This is a genomic window from Rhodoferax sp. GW821-FHT09E07 (assembly GCF_059416145.1).
This window is the reverse complement of sequence record NZ_JBWKOP010000008.1, coordinates 314390-330723: the sequence shown is the minus strand read 5'-3', so window position 1 is coordinate 330723 and position 16334 is coordinate 314390. Positions and strand designations below refer to the sequence as shown.

The following is a 16334-nucleotide window of genomic DNA, read 5'->3' as shown; positions in this document are numbered from 1 at the left end:
CGCACCGAATAACGGAGCGTGTCCATGAAGTCCCTGAGTATTGCGTTGAAGCTGTGGTTGCCGGCCATTGCGGTGAGTGTGGGCCTGGTGGCCATGGCGGCAGGCTCTGCCGTGCGGACCATCCACTCCCAGGCGCTCACCGTGTCCGAGCAATCGGAACAGCAAAGCAAACTGGAGATGGCCGCACGATGGCGCGGCTTGGGGGAGGCCAATGCCCTGCGCGGCATCGGGGCTGCGCTGAATGCGGACGCCGCCGCTGGTGAGCTGCTGCAGGCCGGCCAGGAGGCCACCAAGCAGGAGATGGCCACGCTGGAAGCTGGGCTGGACAAGGTGATGCAAAGCGCCATGGAGCGGGGGGCTCTTGAAGCCGTCAAAGCCAAGGCGCAAGCGCTCAATGCATCGATTGCCAAAGCCCAGGAACTCAAAGCCGCGGGCGATGCCGCCGCCGTTGCAGCCCACATCAAAACCGCTACCCAATCCGAACTCAACGCCTTTCTGGCAGCCCAGCAAGACATGGTGCGTCTGACCGAACAAGGCGCCACCGAGCTGCGTGACAAGGCCGGGGCAGAGCGCATGCGCACCGTGTGGTCTGTGGCCGGCATCATGGGCCTCATCGTGGTGCTGATCTCTGCAGGAACCCGCATGTTGCAGCGCAATGTGTGTGACCCGCTCCAAGACATTGTTCGCGTGGCCCAGTCCATCGGGAATGGCGATTTGAGTGTGACCATCCACACGACACGCCAGGATGAAATGGGCGATGTGCTGCGCTCGCTGGCCCACATGGCAGATTCCCTGGCGCATCTGGTGGGTCAGTTGCACAAATCCACCAGCAGCATCAGTGTGGCCAGTTCCGAGATTGCGCATGGCAACCAGGACCTGTCCAACCGCACCGAGCACACAGCGCAAAACCTGCAGAGGGCGGCGTCCAGCATGGAGCACCTGAATGGTTCTGTGCAGCGGTCTGCCGAATCGGCCCGCCAGGCCAATACCCTGGCTGGCTCGGCCTACGCCGTGGCAGAAAACGGCGGCGCTGCCGTTTCCCAGGTGGTCAACACTATGCATGAGATCAACGCCTCGTCGCGCAAGATTGTGGACATCATCTCGGTCATCGACGGCATTGCCTTCCAGACCAATATCCTGGCCTTGAACGCAGCAGTGGAAGCCGCCCGCGCCGGGGAGCAGGGGCGTGGCTTTGCCGTGGTGGCCAGCGAGGTACGGGCGTTGGCAGGGCGCAGCGCCGATGCCGCCAAGGAAATCAAGACGCTGATTGGCAGTTCGGTGGCCAATGTCGAGCATGGCTCGCGCCTGGTGGACGGTGCGGGGCAGACCATGCAGGACATCGTGAGCTCTGTGCAAAGCGTGACCGGCATCATTGGCGACATCACCGCGTCCAGCAACGAGCAAAGTCAAGACATGCAGCAGGTCAGCACCGCCGTGGCCGAGCTGGAGCAAATGACCCAGCAAAATGCGGCCTTGGTGGAGCAGAGCGCGGCGGCAGCGGCCTCGTTGCGGGAGCAGGCGGCGCTGCTGGACCAACTGGTTGGCCGTTTTACCCTGCCCGGTGGTGGGGCCCGTAGCGGCGCATTGGCGCTGGCTCATCGGGCTTGACAGGAGGCGCCGGTTGGGCGCTATGCTTTTGGGGTGTTTGCACTGTTTTGGTGCGATTTAGGGCGCTTTCGTATGTGGTGGTCAAAAAATTTTTAAAATTTTTAGAAATAGGCCTAAATAACCCTCTAAATCTGCCGTTAAGAAACGTACGTCAACTCCTAAAAGTAACCGGAGGGGCTGAAAAGCCTACCCAAAATGCAATTGCCATCCATTGATCGAACCCCGCAAGTACGCCCATCTGGCGTAGATGCGGCTTCGTCTGGGGCAAATAGGGTTATCCCAGTTGCTCCGGTTAACCCGTCAGTCAGCCCCAGCCCGTCTATTGAGCGAACCCCAGGTGTGATCGACATGGTCAATCCCGCCCTGAAACCGCAGGAGGCTGGCGGACCCTACAGCAGCGTGCCTGATCCCATGAGCCACACGAAAGAGGCCGCCGCTCCGCAGAAGGACTGGACCATCCACCACCCCGCACCGCAGAAAGTGGAGGACCCTCCACCCAAGCCCATCTCGCAGGTGCTGATGGATCATCTCAAGACGGTTTGGACCGCCAGCGCCAGTGCTATCCAGATTGAACAGGTGAAAGACCAGTTGACGCCACCGATCAACGTGGTGCCCACCGAGGTCCCCGGCGATTTGGCCAAGCAGGCGCTGGTCTACACGCCCAGCAAGATCAAGAAGACCGAAAACATCTAGGCGGGCATCAGCCCGCTTAGCGCCGCGCTGTTCTACCATCGCGGGTATGCATACCTCCGCACTCGTTCTCTTCTCCGGCGGCCAGGACTCCACCACCTGCCTGGCCCATGCCTTGGCGCGTTACGAGCGCGTTGAAACCATTGCCTTTGACTACCGCCAGCGCCACAGCGTGGAGCTGGAAGCCCGCCTCAATGTGCTGCGCGAGCTGCGTGTCCGTTTTCCGCGATGGGCTGCCAAACTGGGCGAAGACCACCTGCTGGATCTGGCCGTGCTGGGGGAGGTCAGCGAAACCTCACTCACGCGCGACACCGCCTTCCAGATGGAGGCCAGCGGCCTGCCCAATACCTTTGTGCCGGGGCGCAACCTGCTGTTCATGACGCTGGCCGCGGCCCTGGCCTACCGGCGCGGGCTGCAGGTGATCGTGACCGGCGTCTGCGAGACCGATTTCTCTGGCTACCCCGACTGCCGCGACGACACCATGAAGGCCCTGCAACTGGCCCTCTCGCTAGGCATGGACAAGCGCTTCCTGATCGAAACCCCGCTCATGTGGATCGACAAAGCGCAGACTTGGGAGCTCGCCTACGCGCTGGGCGAGCAGTCCGGTGTGGCCGGTGGTGGGGAGGCGCTCGTGGATCTGGTGGTGGAGCACACCCACACCTGCTACCTGGGCGACCGCACGCACCGCCAGGCCTGGGGCTATGGCTGCGGAACTTGCCCCGCGTGCGAACTGCGGGCCAAGGGCTATGCGCGGTTTTCGGACAAGGTGAACAAGGCGCCTGTTCCCTGATTGGGCGTCAGCGTCCACTGCCGCGTGTGAAAGGCCGCCACGGTCGGGCGGTGGGCGATGGACACCATGCCGCCACCGCGCCGGGCGACCAGATCGCTGAGGCGCTGGTACAGCGTGTGCTCCGCCGTTTCGTCCAGCGCGCTGGTGGCCTCGTCGGCAAACACCCATTGCGGCTGTTTGAGCAGCACGCGGGCAATGGCCAGGCGTTGCTGCTCGCCTCCCGACAGTTTTTGGCTCCAAGCGTCCACGCGGTCCAGCTCACCTGCCAGATGTGGCAACAGCGCGTCCTCCAGGGCCTGCTGCAGCTGGGCGTCGCCGTACGTGCTGGGGGCCTGGGGATAGGCTAGCGCGTCGCGCAGGGGACCGTTGGGAAAGTAGGGGCGCTGGGGCAAGAACATGGTGTCTGCCGGAGCTTGCACGGCACCGTGGGCAAAAGGCCAGATGCCGGCGATGGCACGGAACAAGGTGGACTTGCCGCTGCCCGAGGGACCTTGCAGCAGGATGCGGTCGCCGCCTTGGGCTTGCAGGTCGGTGTGGGCCAGCAACTGGGTGCCATTGGGCAGTGACAGGTCCAGGCCATGGACCGACAAGCGGTTGGGTTCTGCTATGGATTCAGGAGCTGCTTGCGAAGTATTCACGGGGGCTAGCGCCTGAAATGATGCCTCAAAGCTGGTCAACCGATCGATGGTGGCACGCCAGGTGGCCAAGCTGCTGTAGCTGTCCACAAACCAGCTCAGGGAGCCTTGCACCTGGCCAAAAGCGCTGGAGATTTGCATCAGCTCGCCCAGCTGGATCGCACCACTGAAGAAGCGCGGTGCTGCCACCACAAACGGAAACACCACCGCGGCCTGGCCGAAGAAGCTGGTGAACCAGATCAGGCTTTTCTGCGCCTTGATGAGTGCGAGGTAGTTGCCCAGTACCTTGTCGAAGCGTTGGCCCAACTGGCGGGTCGCCACGGCTTCTCCTTTGTCCAGCGCGATGGATTCGCTGTACTCGCGCACCCGCACCATGTAGTGGCGAAAGTCGGCTTCCACCCGTTGCTGCTCAAAGTTCAGCGGAATCTGGCGCCGGCCGATGTACTGGGTGATGACACTGCCCACCGCGCAGTAGAGCACTGCCATCCAGACCATGAAGCCCGGAATGTTGTATTCACTGCCGCCCAGCTTGAAAGCGAAACCACCCGAAAGGCTCCACAAAATACCCACAAAACTTGCCAGCGTGACCACAGCGTTCAGCAGGCCCATGGAGAGCGAAATGGTGTAGGTGGTGAATTGGTTGATGTCTTCCTGGATACGCTGGTCCGGGTTGTCGGGGTTGGCTGCCGTGTTGGCCGCGTGTGTGAAGCGGGCCAGCTCCAGCCGGTAGAAGGCCTGACCGCTGAGCCAGCGCTGCAGGTAGTGACCGGTCATCCAGGCGCGCCAGCGCATCTCCAGCAGTTGGGTCAGGTAAAACTTGTAGACCGCGATGACGATGAAGGCGAACGCCAGGTAGGTGAAGCGGCCCAACTGCGCCCAAAACACGGTGGCGTTCTTGTCTTGCAGCGCGTCGTAGAACAGCTTGTTCCAGTCGTTGAACAGCACGGCCATGTAGACCAAGGCCAGGTTCAGCGCAATGATGGCGGCCAACATGCCGCGGGCTTTCCATTTGTGTTCGGAGGCAAAGTAGGGCGTGGACAGTGCCCACACCCGCTGGAGCATTTGTCGGATCGACGCCAGCTTGGCGCCCACAGCAGTCATCAAAGCCATCGGATTCCTCGGTTAAAAACGCGGCATACGTGCCGACCTCACACCCTGGGTTGCACAGGGCGCATGTTAGTCGGTGTGGCCACCGGGGAATTGTTCAGAGGTCTTGGTAGGCGCTGTCGGACAACTCATCGTCGTCGCGGTCGCGCTGCAGGGCTGCTGGCTGCGTGGCGCGCACTTTGGCGGCGGTGTGGCCATAGCCTTTGAGCGCCAGTTGGCGCCAAGCTTCGGCGTTTTCGGACAGCTGGGCGTGGTGGCGTGCCATCTCCGCGCGGCGGCCTTCGTCGGCAGCGGAAGAGGGGGGCGGTGAGGACATCACGTTGCGCATGTCACCAGCTTAGCCAGTGCTGGTGCGGCTGTCAGCCGCTTTTACATAGGTTTACCAAATGCATACGTAAAGCTACCTGCGGGCTCAGGCATGCATCAGTCCGTCGAGCTTGGCGTCCCACGCGAAGCCGGGGAACAGCGCGTCCAGTCCCTGAGCGTTGATGCCCTGCGTGCTGCGCAGCACCTGGGCCAGCACCGCGCGAAAGTCGTGGTGCACGGGCAGGTCGCGGCCTTCGTGCAGATTGCCCTGTGCCAGGCCGTCCCAGCGTCCATGCCAGCGCCCGCCCTGCACGCGGTTGCCCATGAGCCACAGCGCATTACCGTGGCCATGGTCGGTGCCGCGCGTGCCGTTCTCGGCGCTGGTGCGGCCAAATTCGCTGACCACGGCCACCACATCGTTGGGCCGTGAGAACTCGCGGCGCAGCTGCACCAGCGTAGCCGCCAGGCTGCCCAGGTTGTTGGCCAGGGCGCCGCTGGCGTTGCCCTGGTTGGCATGCGTGTCCCAGCCGCCAGCCGAGAGAAAACCCAGGCGCAGGTTGCGGTTCTGCCGCATCAGTGTGTTCAGGTGCTGGGCGTCCAGCAGCAGGCCCTTGGCGCTGCCGGCGCCGTTGTCGGCGGCCGCCATCTCCTTGCGGTTCGCCATGGCACCGCCGGCCATGTCTTGCGCCTGCATCTCGTCGTCGCTCAGGGCCTTGGCGGTTTCCATACGGCTCTCGGCACCTGCGCGGAAGGTCTTGGACAGGGCATCGTCGCCCGCATAGAGGTTCATCACCGCGTCCCGCGTGCGCGGGTTGCCCAGCGCGCCTTGTTTGGTCGCGGCCTCGCCCTTGGGGACCAGCTGCACTTGGGCGTTGCCCGCCAGGATCAAGGGGTTTGCTTCGCCCACGCCCAGTGCTTCTACATGGCGCTGGCCAGCCAGCGTGTTCAACCAGCCGGGCGAGGCGCTGTTCTTGCCGGGGATGCCGATTTCCCAATGGTGCTGCGCCTCGAAGTGCGAACGCGTGGCATCGGGCGAGCCCGCACAGGGAATGGCGGCGAGCACACCCTGCTGCCACAGCGGTTGCAGAGGCGCCAACGCGGGGTGCAGGCCAAAGGTGCTGTCCAGTGCCAGCGTGGTCTGCGCGCTGCTGTCAGGCGCCGCGATGGCGATGTTGGGGCGCAGGCGGTAGTAGTTGGCGTCGCCATGCGGCACCAGGGCCGAGAGGCCATCGTAGGCGCCGCGCAGGAACACGACGACAAGCCGGGCGTCGTCGCCCGCACTGGTGCGGCTGGATTGGGCCCAGGCCTGGGGGGCGGCCCAGGCGGCCACGCCGCCCAGTGTGGTGGCCAGCAGGCTGCGGCGGTTCAGGGGGTGCTGTGTCATGGGGTGCTCACTTGTTCATGAAATCAGGGCTAGCCAGCATGAGGCCCGTGCGCAGCGCGGGGCGTTCCTGGTTGATGCTGGCCAGCGTGGTGGCGCTGAGGAAGGGGGTGAGGAAGCTGGTGTCCGCGGGCCGCACGATGCTGAGCGCAAAGTCGGCGCGCCGCGTCAGGGCCTCGGGCACCAGCCAAGTGGCGGCGTCAAACGCATAGCCGTCTGGCGTTTGCCAGCCATGCAGGGGCTGGCCCGCGTTGGCCAGAAAGCCGGCGGCCAGAAACAGGTTGCGGTTTTCGCGTGCACCCTGGGTGGCGGTGAGCACCGAGCAGGCGTAGTCCATGGGCGTCTTGAACAACACGTTCTCGGCTTGCCAGAAATCGGGCAGCTGCAGCAACGTGCGCATCACTGCGCGCAGGTCGCCGCCAGTGGAGGAGAACGTATCCACTAGCTTTTTCACTGCAACCGGGCTGGGCTGGTCGGCAATGAAGAACTGCGCCAGGCGCAGGCACACGCGCTGCGCGGTGCTGGGGTGACGCGCCAGCAGGCGGATGGCGTCCACGCCTTCCTGCTCGCCGCCGCCGAACGAGATGCCCGAGTAGCGCTGGCCCATCACGCTCTTGCTGCCCGTGTCGTGCAGGCGCGGCACAAAGCGGAAGCCCGAGCTGTCCTGCGGCCCCACGGTCCAGCCCGTGAGGATGCGCGCCATCTCGCGCACATCGGTCTGCGTGTAGCCGCCGTGCACGCCCAGGGTGTGCAGCTCCATGAGTTCGCGGGCGTAGTTTTCGTTCAGGCCGCGCGACTTGCCCATGGGGCCACGCCCGTTCTCGGCCACGCTTTGCGCTTGGTCCAGGTAGGCCAGCATGGCGGGGTGGCGTGCACTGGCCAGCAGCAGGTCCTCAAACTTGCCCAGTGCGTGGCCGCGCGCCACGTTGATGAGGTAGTGGCCTACAAAGGGGCGCACCGCGCCCTTGCCCACGTAGACGTTGAAGTGGTTGAACCAGAACTCGGTGAGCCGCGCCAGTAGTGGATTTTCACTCTCGGGTTCGCTGCAGCTGCTCAGGTGCCAGGCGGCGGACTGCAGCGCCATGGAGCGGCTGAAATACTCGGGGTCGCCGGCCAACAGCTCCTGGCGGTTGGGTTTGTCTTCGCGGTTCTTGGGCCTGCCCTTGTCGCGGGCGCGCTCCTGACGTTCCTCGCGGAACTTGGCAAAGATCTCGGGTAGCGGTGCGTTGATACCGGCCCATTCGGGCGCAATGCGTGGGGGCTGCTGGCTGGCGGTGTAGGCGGCGTCTACCTGGGCCAGTGCCCAGTCGCGTGGGCTGGGGGCTGCTTGCACGGCCTGCACCAGCGCCGCTGTGGGGCCGTAGCCCATGCGAGACAGTGCACGCCAGGTCAGCGCGGTGCTGTTCAGCGGTGTTGTGTTGCCCTGGGCCCAGGCCTGGCGCACCAGGGCGCTGCTGCCCATCAGAGCCACGGTAGAGAGGGCGCGCAGGGCGCTGCGGCGGGGCAGAGAGGTGGGGGTGATAAGCATTCCCGCACAACGCCAGCGCGCCGCCCTGCGCCTACGGGTTAGCCCGCGGTCGGGGCAGGCTTTACAAAGCTTTACGGCTTGGTGGGTCAGCCGCGCGGTATGTTGCTCACGCCGCTGGCCACATGGCCCGCAGGCACGTGGCGCGCGGCCGATTCAATGTGGCCGGTCTGGTCGTCAAAGAAGAAGTCGGGTTCGAACTCGCGCAGGAATTCGCCCTTGTCCAGCCCGCCCAGGAACATGGCTTCGTCCACCTCGATGTTCCAGTCCATCAGCGTGCGGATGGCGCGCTCGTGCGCAGGGGCGCTGCGTGCCGTGACCAGCGAGGTGCGGATGCGCATGTGCGGGATGGCCGCCTGCTGCATGCGGTGCAGGGCCACCAGCAAGGGTTTGAAGGGGCCGTCTGGCAGAGGCTGGGAGACCTTGTCGGTCTCGTGTTTCTGGAACGCGGAGAGGCCGCCGCTTTGGTAGACCTGCTCGGCCTCGTCGCTGAACAGCACGGCGTCACCGTCGAATGCAATGCGGACTTCGGAGGGGTGGGCGTCACTGGCGTGCGCGCTGTGCGGGTACACCTGCGCTGCGGGCACGCCCGCCGCCAGGGCCGCACGCACGTCGCTCAGGTGGGTGCTCAAAAACAGGTTGGCATGCAGCGGCTTGAGGTAGCGCCAGGGTGCCTCGCCACGCGTGAACGAGCAGCGGATGATGGGCAGGGCGTAATGCGCTGCGCTGCGCATCACGCGCAGGCCGCTGACCGGGTCGTTGCGCGAGAGGATGACCACCTCCACGCGCTGCGATGGCGTTTCGTTGAAGGCCAGCAGCTTTTGCACCAGCGAGAACGCCACGCCGGGCTTGGCCGGAATGTCCAGGCGGTCGCGCTGCAGCTGCATGTAGGCGCGGTCGTCGCCCTGCTCAAAGATCAGGTTCTCTTCTTCAAAGTCAAACAGCGCGCGGCTGGAGATGGCGACCACCAGCTTGCCGTCGAGAGTGAGTGCCATGGGTCTTTACTTCACAAGTTGGTTGAGCTGGATGATGGGCATGAGCACGCCCAGCACGATGAGCATGACCACCACGCCCATGGCCACGATGAGCAGCGGCTCCAGCAGCGTGGCCAGTTGCAGCGCGCGGCGCTGCACCTCGGTGCGCAGTTGCAGTGCGGCACGGTCCAGCATGTGGGGCAGGCGGCCGGTCTGCTCGCCCAGACGGGCAAACATGGCCAGCAGCGGCGGAAAACGTTTCTCATGCGCCAGCGCGCTGGCCAGCGGCGCGCCTTCGCGCACCAGCACCAGCGCCTGCAGCGCGTCCTCGCGCATGGCGCGATTGGAGAGCGTATCGGCCGCGGCCTGAAGCGCCTTGAGGATGGGCACGCCGGCCGCGGCCAGCATGGCCAGCGTGCTGGCAAAGCGTGCGGCGTTGTAGCTGCGGGCCAGCCGACCCAGAATCGGCAGGCGCAGCCATGCGGCGTCCACCTTCAAGCGAAAAGCGGCCCCAGCCCACGCCAAACGTGCACCACCAGCTACCAAAAAAATAGCAATAAGCGCCACCCAGCCGTACGAACGCACCGCGCCGCTGATGCACAGCATGGCGCGTGTGAGCAGCGGCAGGGCCTGCTTGGAGCCCGCAAATACATTGGCTACCTGCGGCACCACATAGGCCAGCAGGAACAGCACGATGGCCAGCGCCACCACACTCACCACACCGGGGTACAGCGCCGCGCCCAGCAGTTTGGATTGCAAGTTGTGCTGTTCTTCCAGCTCGTCGGCCAGTCGCTCCAGCACCAGGCCGAGCTGGCCGCTGTGTTCGCCCGCGCCAATCACGGCCACATAAATGTTGGAGAACTCGCGCGGGTGCTGGGCCAGTGCCGCGCCCAGAGTGGAGCCGCCATTGACCTCGGACCGCAGGGTCGCCACTACATCGCGCTGGGCCGGAGTTTCTGCCTCATCGGCCAGCGAGGTCAGGGCCCGCTCCAGCGGTAGGCCCGCGGACACCAGGCCGGCCAGCTGGCGCGTCCACACGGCGCGCTGCGTGCTGCTGAAGGCGCGGCGCCCGCCGCGTACGCCTGCGGTGCTGGCCTGGGCCTCCGTTCCCAGCACTTGCACGCTGAGGGGCACCAGGTGCTGCGCCCGCAGCTGGCTGCGCGCGGCGCGCGGCGCATCGGCCTCCAGCACGCCGGTGCGGGTTTTACCGTCGGCGTCCAGGGCGGCATATGAGTAGGCGGGCATGGCGCAATGGTAGCGGCAGCGTGGTGCGCGGGTTTTCCACCATGACAAGACATGCCCCGGCCTTTATGCTCACATAAAAGCACGATCGTGCTATTTAAGAGCTCCATCCACCGACACAAGCGTTGGGCCACAGCTCCCCTGCGACAGCGCCCCACCCCAGAGGTCGCACCGGTTATATCGACGTATCCCCCTTCAACCCCATCGCCCCTCAGAGGGCCCGAGGAGACATTTGTGAAGAGAATCGTGATGACCTGGCTGGCCGCGTGCGCGCTGGCCCTGTGCCTGTTCCCCGCCACCGCATCCGCGGCCGGCTACACCCAGACCAAGTACCCCATCGTGCTGGTGCACGGCTTGTTTGGCTTTGACAACATCGGCCCCGTGGAATATTTCTACGGCATCCCATCGGCCCTGCGTGCAGACGGCGCCAAGGTCTATGTGGTGCAGGTGGCGGCCGCCAACAGCACCGAGGTGCGCGGCGAGCAGCTGCTCACCCAGGTGAAGCAAATCCTGGCCGCCACGGGCGCTGCCAAGGTGAACCTGATGGGCCACAGCCATGGCGGGCCCACCGCCCGTTATGTGGCCTCGGTGCGCCCCGACCTGGTGGCTTCGGTCACCTCGATTGGCGGGGTGAACAAGGGCTCGGCCGTGGCCGACGTGCTGCTGGGCGTGGCACCGGCAGGTAGCTTGAGTAACACCGTGCTGGTGTCCATCACCAACGGTCTGGGTACCATCATCAACTTCCTGTCGGGTGGTGGAGGCCTCACGCAAAACTCGTTGGCCGCTGCGCAGTCGCTCAGCACGGCGGGCACAGCCAAGTTCAATGCGGCGCATCCCCAGGGTGTGCCTACCACTGCCTGCGGCGAGGGTGCCTACAGCGTGAACGGTGTGGCCTACTACTCGTGGAGCGGTGCCCAGCCCTACACGAATGTGCTGGACATCATTGACCCCGGGCTGGCGCTGACTTCGCTGGCGTTTGCAGGTGCCAAGAACGACGGCCTGGTGAGCAGCTGCTCCTCGCGCCTGGGACGGGTGATCCGCGATGACTATGCCATCAACCACCTGGACGAAGTGAACCAGACCGTGGGCCTGACCAATCTGTTTGAAACCAGCCCGGTTACGCTGTTCCGCCAGCAGGCCAACCGCCTGAAGAACGCGGGGCTGTAGGCCTTGCTGCGGTCTACTAGAAGCCGGGTGGGCGCCAGCCTGCTCGGCGTGTTGGTGGTGGCTCTGGCCCTGTGGTGGGCCAGCCGCCCGGAGGGCGCCACGCCGGCAACCACCGCCGCAAGCCCTGCGGGCGATAGTGCCGTCGCCCGTTCCCTGCAAGGCACGGTGCCCGATGGTCTGCCCCTCTCCGGGGCGCTCAATGCACTGCCGGGAGCGACTGCCACTGGCGGGCTGGACTATGGCGCACTCAAGCGCCTGTTTGACTACTACCTGAGCACGGTGGGCGAGCAATCGGTGGACGCCATTGCGCAGCAGATCCGCACCGAGCTGGACAAGACCCTGGATACCACGCGCGCTGAAGCCGCCAAGCGCCTGCTGGGCCGATACCTCAGTTTCAAGCGCGAGCTGGTGACGCTGGAAAAGCAGTTTGCCAGCCAGCCTGCAGGGCCCGAGACCTTGCGCCTGCGCTTTGACGCCATGCAAACCCTGCGCACCCGCTTCTTCAACGCCGAGGAAGAGCAGGCCATGTTTGGCCTGGAAGACGCCGCAGACATGGACGCACTGGCGCGGCTGGACATTGTCGCCAACCCGCAGCTCAGCGCCACGCAAAAGCGCGAGCAGCTGGCGACACTGGACGCCACCATGCCCAAAGCGCTGCGCGAAGACCGGGAGGCGCCGCGCGCCCTGATCCGCCTGGACGAAATGACCCAATCCCTGCGCGCGCAGGGCGGCAGTGAGGACGATGTGTTCCGCTTGCGTGCCAAGGCGCTGGACCCGGCCGCCGCCACGCGGCTGGCCGAGGTGGACCGTGACGAGCAGGCCTGGAAGGGCCGTATTGCCACGTATCTGGCAGAGCGCAGCCGCGTGCTGCAGTCGCTGGCCAACGCCAGCGAGGCCGAGCGCCAGACCGCGCTGGACGCCTTGCAGGAGGCGCAATTCAGCGCCAGCGAACGGCCACGCCTGGCCGCGTACACGCCCTGAGGGCGGCACGCTTTTTAGGCGAAACGCGGCTCTTTTTGATTAGTGATAACCCGCATAGTATTAGTAATTATTACTAATACTATGCGGGTGCCTGCTGTGCTGCGACGAGCGCGTGCGGGTATCCACAACCACAACAAGAGACACGCCATGAAACTCAAACATGCAATTTTCTCGACCCTCATGTTGTTCCTGGGGTCTGCGGCATTCGCCCAGACCTGGACCAACTACGGGGGAACCTGGACCCACTCGGGCGCCAACCACACGGTGAACTCCGGCCTGGGCAGCAAGGCCATGATTGCCGGCACCAGCTACCAAAGCTCCACCATGGAGGCCGACATTTCCGTGGGCGCCGGGGGCGACGCGGGCTTTGTGCTGCGCGCCAGCAACCTGGGCACGGGGACTGACGCCTACTCGGGCTACTACGTGGGCCTGAGCACGCTCAACAACTCGGTGGTGCTGGGCCGCGCCAACAACAACTGGACGGAGATGATCCGCTACCCGTTCACCATCAACGCCAACACCAACTACCACCTCAAGGTGGTGTCGCAGCACAAGAACATCGAGGTGTACGTGAACAACGTGCACGTGCTCAGCGCGGGTGACGACATCTACATGTCGGGTGCCTCGGGCCTGCGCGTGATGGGGGCGTCTGCCAACTTCTCCAACGTGAGCGTGGTGGACAACGGCAACATCGCCATCCCCACCTACAACTTCTCCAGCATCAAGGGTGCGGTCTACAGCCCCACCAACACGGTGAACTACCTGGAGTGGTGGCAGAACTACGATGCCAACTACGTGAACCGTGAGCTGGGCTATGCGCAGACCTACGGCATCAACACAGTGGCCATCTACCTGCACTACCTGCACTGGGAAAACAACGCCGCCGACCTGCTGAACAAGTTCGAGAACTTCTTGCAGATCGCCAACAACCACGGCATGAAGGTCACGCCCATCTTCTTTGATGACTGCTGGGACCCCAACCCCCACCTGGGTGACCAGGGCGCGCCCATTCCCGGCCGCCACAACAGCCGCTGGATCCAGTCTCCCGGCGCACCGGTGAAGGACAACTACTACGCCAGCTACAAGACCAAGATCCGCAACTATGTGCAGGACGTGGTCAACGCCCACAAGACCGACAACCGCATCCTGTTCTGGGAACAGCAGAACGAACCCGGTTGCAACTCTGGCGGCGCACAGAAGGCCATGAACGTGATCCTGATGAACGATGCGCGCATCGCCATCAAGGACACCGGCACCACCATTCCCGTGGGCTCGCCCTCGGTGCAGCAGTGGGAGCCCTGGTACTTCTCAGACTTCTTCTCGTTCCATCCCTATGGCAGCGACTACGCCGGCCCCTACGGCCCCACGGTGGTCAACTCCGAGAGCATGAACCGCGGCTCGCAAACCGTGCCCGGCATCGTGAGCAACTATGGTGGCCGCAACACCGGCTACATCATGTGGGAATTCGGCATTGGCCGCAGCAACACACGCTTCCCTTGGGGTAGCCCGGACGGTGCGGCCGAACCCGCCACCCCGTTCCACGGCATCGTCTACCCTGACGGCCACCCTTGGGCCACGGCCGACGTGGTGGCACTGAATGGTCCCGTCGCCAACATGCCCGTGTTCAATGTGGACTACTACAACGGCAACTTTGCGACGCTGAAGAAGTCGTCCATCACCCCGCTGATCGACTTTGACCTGAACACCGAACCCGGCACTGCCTCGCCCGATGCGTCTGCCGGTGTGAGCGAGACCAACTATTCCATCCGCTGGAACGGCATCATCCGCCCCACCGCCACCAACACCTACACCTTCTATGCGGATAGCGACAACATCGCCCGCGTCTGGGTGAACGGTGTGCAGGTCATCAACAAGACCGCCGGTGGCCGCGCCACGGTGCAAGGCAACATTGCGCTGACGGCCAATACCAACTACCCCGTGAAGGTGGAGTACGTGCACGGCACGGGCGCATCGAATATGCATGTCACCTGGTCCACCCCCAGCATGGCACGCAGGCCGGTCACTGTGATGGCAGCAGCCTTCCAGGCCGCGAACAACCGCTTCGCAGCGTCCAACCTCAGCACCATGTTCATTCGCCACGTCAACAGCCGTGCACGCATCGACGCCAATGTGAGCCCCGCCGCGGATTCGCAATGGCGCATGGTGCCCGGTCTGGCCGATCCGCTGGCCGTGTCGTTTGAGTCCATCAACTTCCCCGGCCAGTACCTGCGCCACCGCAATGGCGAGATCTGGAAAGACGCCCGCGATGGCACGGCGCTGTTCGACAAGGACGCGACCTGGATGGTGCGCAACGGCTGGGCCAATGCCAACCAGGTGTCGTTCGAGTCCATCAACTTCCCCGGCAACTTCCTGCGCCACCGCGATTCGCTGCTCTACAGCGAACCTATCCTGCCGACCTCGTCTGCGATTGAGAAGGCGGACGCGACCTTCATCATCAACTGATTGAAGGCTTGGGGCTTTGGCCCCAACACCAAAAAGGGCTGCCATGGGCAGCCCTTTTTCTTTGGGTGAGGGGATTCAGTCCCTGACCACACGCACCAGTTCTTCGCGGCTTGTGATGCCCTTGAGCACCAGGCGCTCGCCATCCGCGCGCAGCGGCACCATGCCGTCGGCGGTGGCCGCGGCGCGTATCTCTGCCTCGGAAGCGTTGTGGTGCACCAGCTCGGCAATCGCGTCGGTCACCACCAGCAGTTCAAACACACCGGTGCGCCCCGCGTAGCCGGTCTGCCCGCAGTGGGCGCAGCCGCTGCCGTTGCAGTGGGTGCAGAGCTTGCGCACCAGGCGCTGGGCCAGCACCCCGCGCAGGGATGAACTCAGCAGAAACGGCTCCACGCCCATGTCGATGAGCCGCGTCACCGCGCTGGCCGCGTCGTTGGTGTGCAGCGTGGCCAGCACCAGGTGCCCGGTGAGCGACGCCTGGATGGCGATCTGCGCGGTCTCGAAGTCGCGGATTTCGCCAATCATGATCACGTCCGGGTCCTGCCGCAGGATGGCGCGCAGGGCCTTGGCAAAGGTGAGGTCGATCTTGGGGTTGACCTGGGTCTGACCTACACCGGGCAGCTCGTACTCGATGGGGTCTTCCACCGTCATGATGTTCTGCCGCGCCGCGTCCAGCCGCGAGAGCGAGGCATACAGCGTGGTGGTCTTGCCCGAGCCCGTGGGCCCGGTCACCAGGATGATGCCGTGCGGCTGGGCGATGAGCCCCTCAAAACGCTGCAGCACCGAACCCTGCATACCGACGGATTCCAGGCTGCGCTGGTCCTGGCTCTTGTCCAGCAGGCGCAGCACGGCGCGTTCACCATGGGCGCTGGGCAGCGTGCTCACGCGCACATCCACCGCGCGCGTGCCGATGCGCAGGCTGATGCGCCCGTCCTGCGGCAAGCGTTTCTCGGAGATGTCCAGGTCAGCCATGATTTTGAGGCGCGAGATCAGCGCCGCATGCAGCGCGCGGTGCGCCTGCACCACCTCGCGCAGCGTGCCGTCTACGCGGAAGCGCACGCTGCTGTGGCGCTCATAGGGTTCGATATGGATGTCGCTGGCCCCATCGCGCGCGGCCTGCGTCAGCAGCGCATTGAGCATGCGGATGATGGGCGCGTCGTCCGCCGTCTCCAGCAGGTCTTCCACCGCGGGCAGTTCCTGCATCATGCGGCTGAAGTCCGCCTCGCCCTGCACCTCGCTCATCACCGTGGCCGCACTCGATTCGCCCTGCGCATAGGCCGCGCTGATGCGCTGCGTCAGCGTCGCCGCATCCTGCGTCTGCACGCTGTGCACCGCGTACTTGCGCAGCGTCTCCCCCACCGCCGAAGGCGGCGTGGCCGCATGTACCCACAGCGTCAGCGTGCTGTCGGCGTCCTCCAGCAGCAGCTGCTGGGTGCGGGCAAAGGCGTAGGGCAGGGGGTAGCGCATG

The 16334-nt window shown here is 64.8% G+C and carries 13 protein-coding genes; 6 read left to right on the top strand and 7 right to left on the bottom strand.

Features of this window, described 5'->3' with window-relative positions:
- Positions 1-24 precede the first annotated feature (24 nt).
- The 3 genes from AC07OE_RS17745 to queC all read left to right on the top strand — a co-directional run bounded on the left by AC07OE_RS17745 (position 25) and on the right by queC (position 3088).
- A complete protein-coding gene (locus AC07OE_RS17745) occupies positions 25-1608 on the top strand; it encodes a methyl-accepting chemotaxis protein (protein ID WP_495071894.1) in 1584 nt (527 codons plus the stop codon).
- A 348-nt stretch (positions 1609-1956) separates the two neighbouring features.
- On the top strand, positions 1957-2301 hold the full coding sequence (locus AC07OE_RS17740; RefSeq protein ID WP_495071893.1) for a hypothetical protein: 345 nt from the start codon (positions 1957-1959) through the stop codon (positions 2299-2301).
- A 46-nt stretch (positions 2302-2347) separates the two neighbouring features.
- The gene (gene queC / locus AC07OE_RS17735; RefSeq protein WP_495071892.1) at positions 2348-3088 is read left to right on the top strand and encodes a 7-cyano-7-deazaguanine synthase QueC; all 741 of its coding nucleotides are present in this window, start codon (positions 2348-2350) and stop codon (positions 3086-3088) included.
- Here queC and AC07OE_RS17730 read toward each other — a convergent pair.
- The 6 genes from AC07OE_RS17730 to gspF all read right to left on the bottom strand — a co-directional run bounded on the left by AC07OE_RS17730 (position 3043) and on the right by gspF (position 10261).
- Positions 3043-4833 (bottom strand): ABC transporter ATP-binding protein/permease, encoded by a 1791-nt coding sequence (locus AC07OE_RS17730; protein ID WP_495071891.1) that lies wholly within the window; start codon positions 4831-4833, stop codon positions 3043-3045. The genes queC and AC07OE_RS17730 overlap by 46 nt on opposite strands.
- 94 nt (positions 4834-4927) lie before the next feature.
- Positions 4928-5158: a hypothetical protein gene (locus AC07OE_RS17725; RefSeq protein WP_495071890.1), complete on the bottom strand. Its 231-nt coding sequence runs from the start codon at positions 5156-5158 to the stop codon at positions 4928-4930.
- Positions 5159-5242: 84 nt separating this feature from the next.
- Positions 5243-6520 (bottom strand): DUF1501 domain-containing protein, encoded by a 1278-nt coding sequence (locus tag AC07OE_RS17720; RefSeq protein WP_495071889.1) that lies wholly within the window; start codon positions 6518-6520, stop codon positions 5243-5245.
- A 7-nt stretch (positions 6521-6527) separates the two neighbouring features.
- Positions 6528-8045 carry a DUF1800 domain-containing protein gene (locus tag AC07OE_RS17715; RefSeq protein ID WP_495071888.1) on the bottom strand — a complete coding sequence of 506 codons (1518 nt, stop codon included), beginning with the start codon at positions 8043-8045 and terminating at the stop codon, positions 6528-6530.
- A gap of 86 nt (positions 8046-8131) precedes the next feature.
- On the bottom strand, positions 8132-9037 hold the full coding sequence (locus AC07OE_RS17710; protein ID WP_495071887.1) for a 5'-nucleotidase: 906 nt from the start codon (positions 9035-9037) through the stop codon (positions 8132-8134).
- A gap of 6 nt (positions 9038-9043) precedes the next feature.
- Positions 9044-10261: a type II secretion system inner membrane protein GspF gene (gene gspF / locus AC07OE_RS17705; protein ID WP_495071886.1), complete on the bottom strand. Its 1218-nt coding sequence runs from the start codon at positions 10259-10261 to the stop codon at positions 9044-9046.
- Positions 10262-10507: 246 nt separating this feature from the next.
- Here gspF and AC07OE_RS17700 point away from each other — a divergent pair, with 246 nt between their 5' ends.
- The 3 genes from AC07OE_RS17700 to AC07OE_RS17690 all read left to right on the top strand — a co-directional run bounded on the left by AC07OE_RS17700 (position 10508) and on the right by AC07OE_RS17690 (position 14869).
- Positions 10508-11425 (top strand): lipase family alpha/beta hydrolase, encoded by a 918-nt coding sequence (locus AC07OE_RS17700; protein ID WP_477885780.1) that lies wholly within the window; start codon positions 10508-10510, stop codon positions 11423-11425.
- A gap of 3 nt (positions 11426-11428) precedes the next feature.
- Positions 11429-12406, top strand: coding sequence for a lipase secretion chaperone (locus AC07OE_RS17695; protein WP_495071885.1), 978 nt, complete (start codon positions 11429-11431; stop codon positions 12404-12406).
- Positions 12407-12553: 147 nt separating this feature from the next.
- On the top strand, positions 12554-14869 hold the full coding sequence (locus AC07OE_RS17690; RefSeq protein ID WP_495071884.1) for an AbfB domain-containing protein: 2316 nt from the start codon (positions 12554-12556) through the stop codon (positions 14867-14869).
- Between the two features lie 75 nt (positions 14870-14944).
- Here AC07OE_RS17690 and AC07OE_RS17685 read toward each other — a convergent pair whose 3' ends face one another.
- Positions 14945-16333, bottom strand: a complete 1389-nt coding sequence (locus AC07OE_RS17685; protein ID WP_495071883.1) for a GspE/PulE family protein — start codon at positions 16331-16333, stop codon at positions 14945-14947.
- Between the last annotated feature and the right edge of the window lies 1 nt (position 16334).

What these genes read in the sequence shown, in the direction of transcription:
- AC07OE_RS17745 (WP_495071894.1), top strand. Translation starts at nt 25, where the DNA reads ATGAAGTCCCTGAGTATTGCGTTGAAGCTGTGGTTGCCGGCCATTGCG.
- AC07OE_RS17740 (WP_495071893.1), top strand. Translation starts at nt 1,957, where the DNA reads ATGGTCAATCCCGCCCTGAAACCGCAGGAGGCTGGCGGACCCTACAGC.
- queC (WP_495071892.1), top strand. Translation starts at nt 2,348, where the DNA reads ATGCATACCTCCGCACTCGTTCTCTTCTCCGGCGGCCAGGACTCCACC.
- AC07OE_RS17730 (WP_495071891.1), bottom strand. Translation starts at nt 4,833, where the DNA reads ATGGCTTTGATGACTGCTGTGGGCGCCAAGCTGGCGTCGATCCGACAA.
- AC07OE_RS17725 (WP_495071890.1), bottom strand. Translation starts at nt 5,158, where the DNA reads ATGCGCAACGTGATGTCCTCACCGCCCCCCTCTTCCGCTGCCGACGAA.
- AC07OE_RS17720 (WP_495071889.1), bottom strand. Translation starts at nt 6,520, where the DNA reads ATGACACAGCACCCCCTGAACCGCCGCAGCCTGCTGGCCACCACACTG.
- AC07OE_RS17715 (WP_495071888.1), bottom strand. Translation starts at nt 8,045, where the DNA reads ATGCTTATCACCCCCACCTCTCTGCCCCGCCGCAGCGCCCTGCGCGCC.
- AC07OE_RS17710 (WP_495071887.1), bottom strand. Translation starts at nt 9,037, where the DNA reads ATGGCACTCACTCTCGACGGCAAGCTGGTGGTCGCCATCTCCAGCCGC.
- gspF (WP_495071886.1), bottom strand. Translation starts at nt 10,261, where the DNA reads ATGCCCGCCTACTCATATGCCGCCCTGGACGCCGACGGTAAAACCCGC.
- AC07OE_RS17700 (WP_477885780.1), top strand. Translation starts at nt 10,508, where the DNA reads ATGACCTGGCTGGCCGCGTGCGCGCTGGCCCTGTGCCTGTTCCCCGCC.
- AC07OE_RS17690 (WP_495071884.1), top strand. Translation starts at nt 12,554, where the DNA reads ATGAAACTCAAACATGCAATTTTCTCGACCCTCATGTTGTTCCTGGGG.
- AC07OE_RS17685 (WP_495071883.1), bottom strand. Translation starts at nt 16,333, where the DNA reads ATGCGCTACCCCCTGCCCTACGCCTTTGCCCGCACCCAGCAGCTGCTG.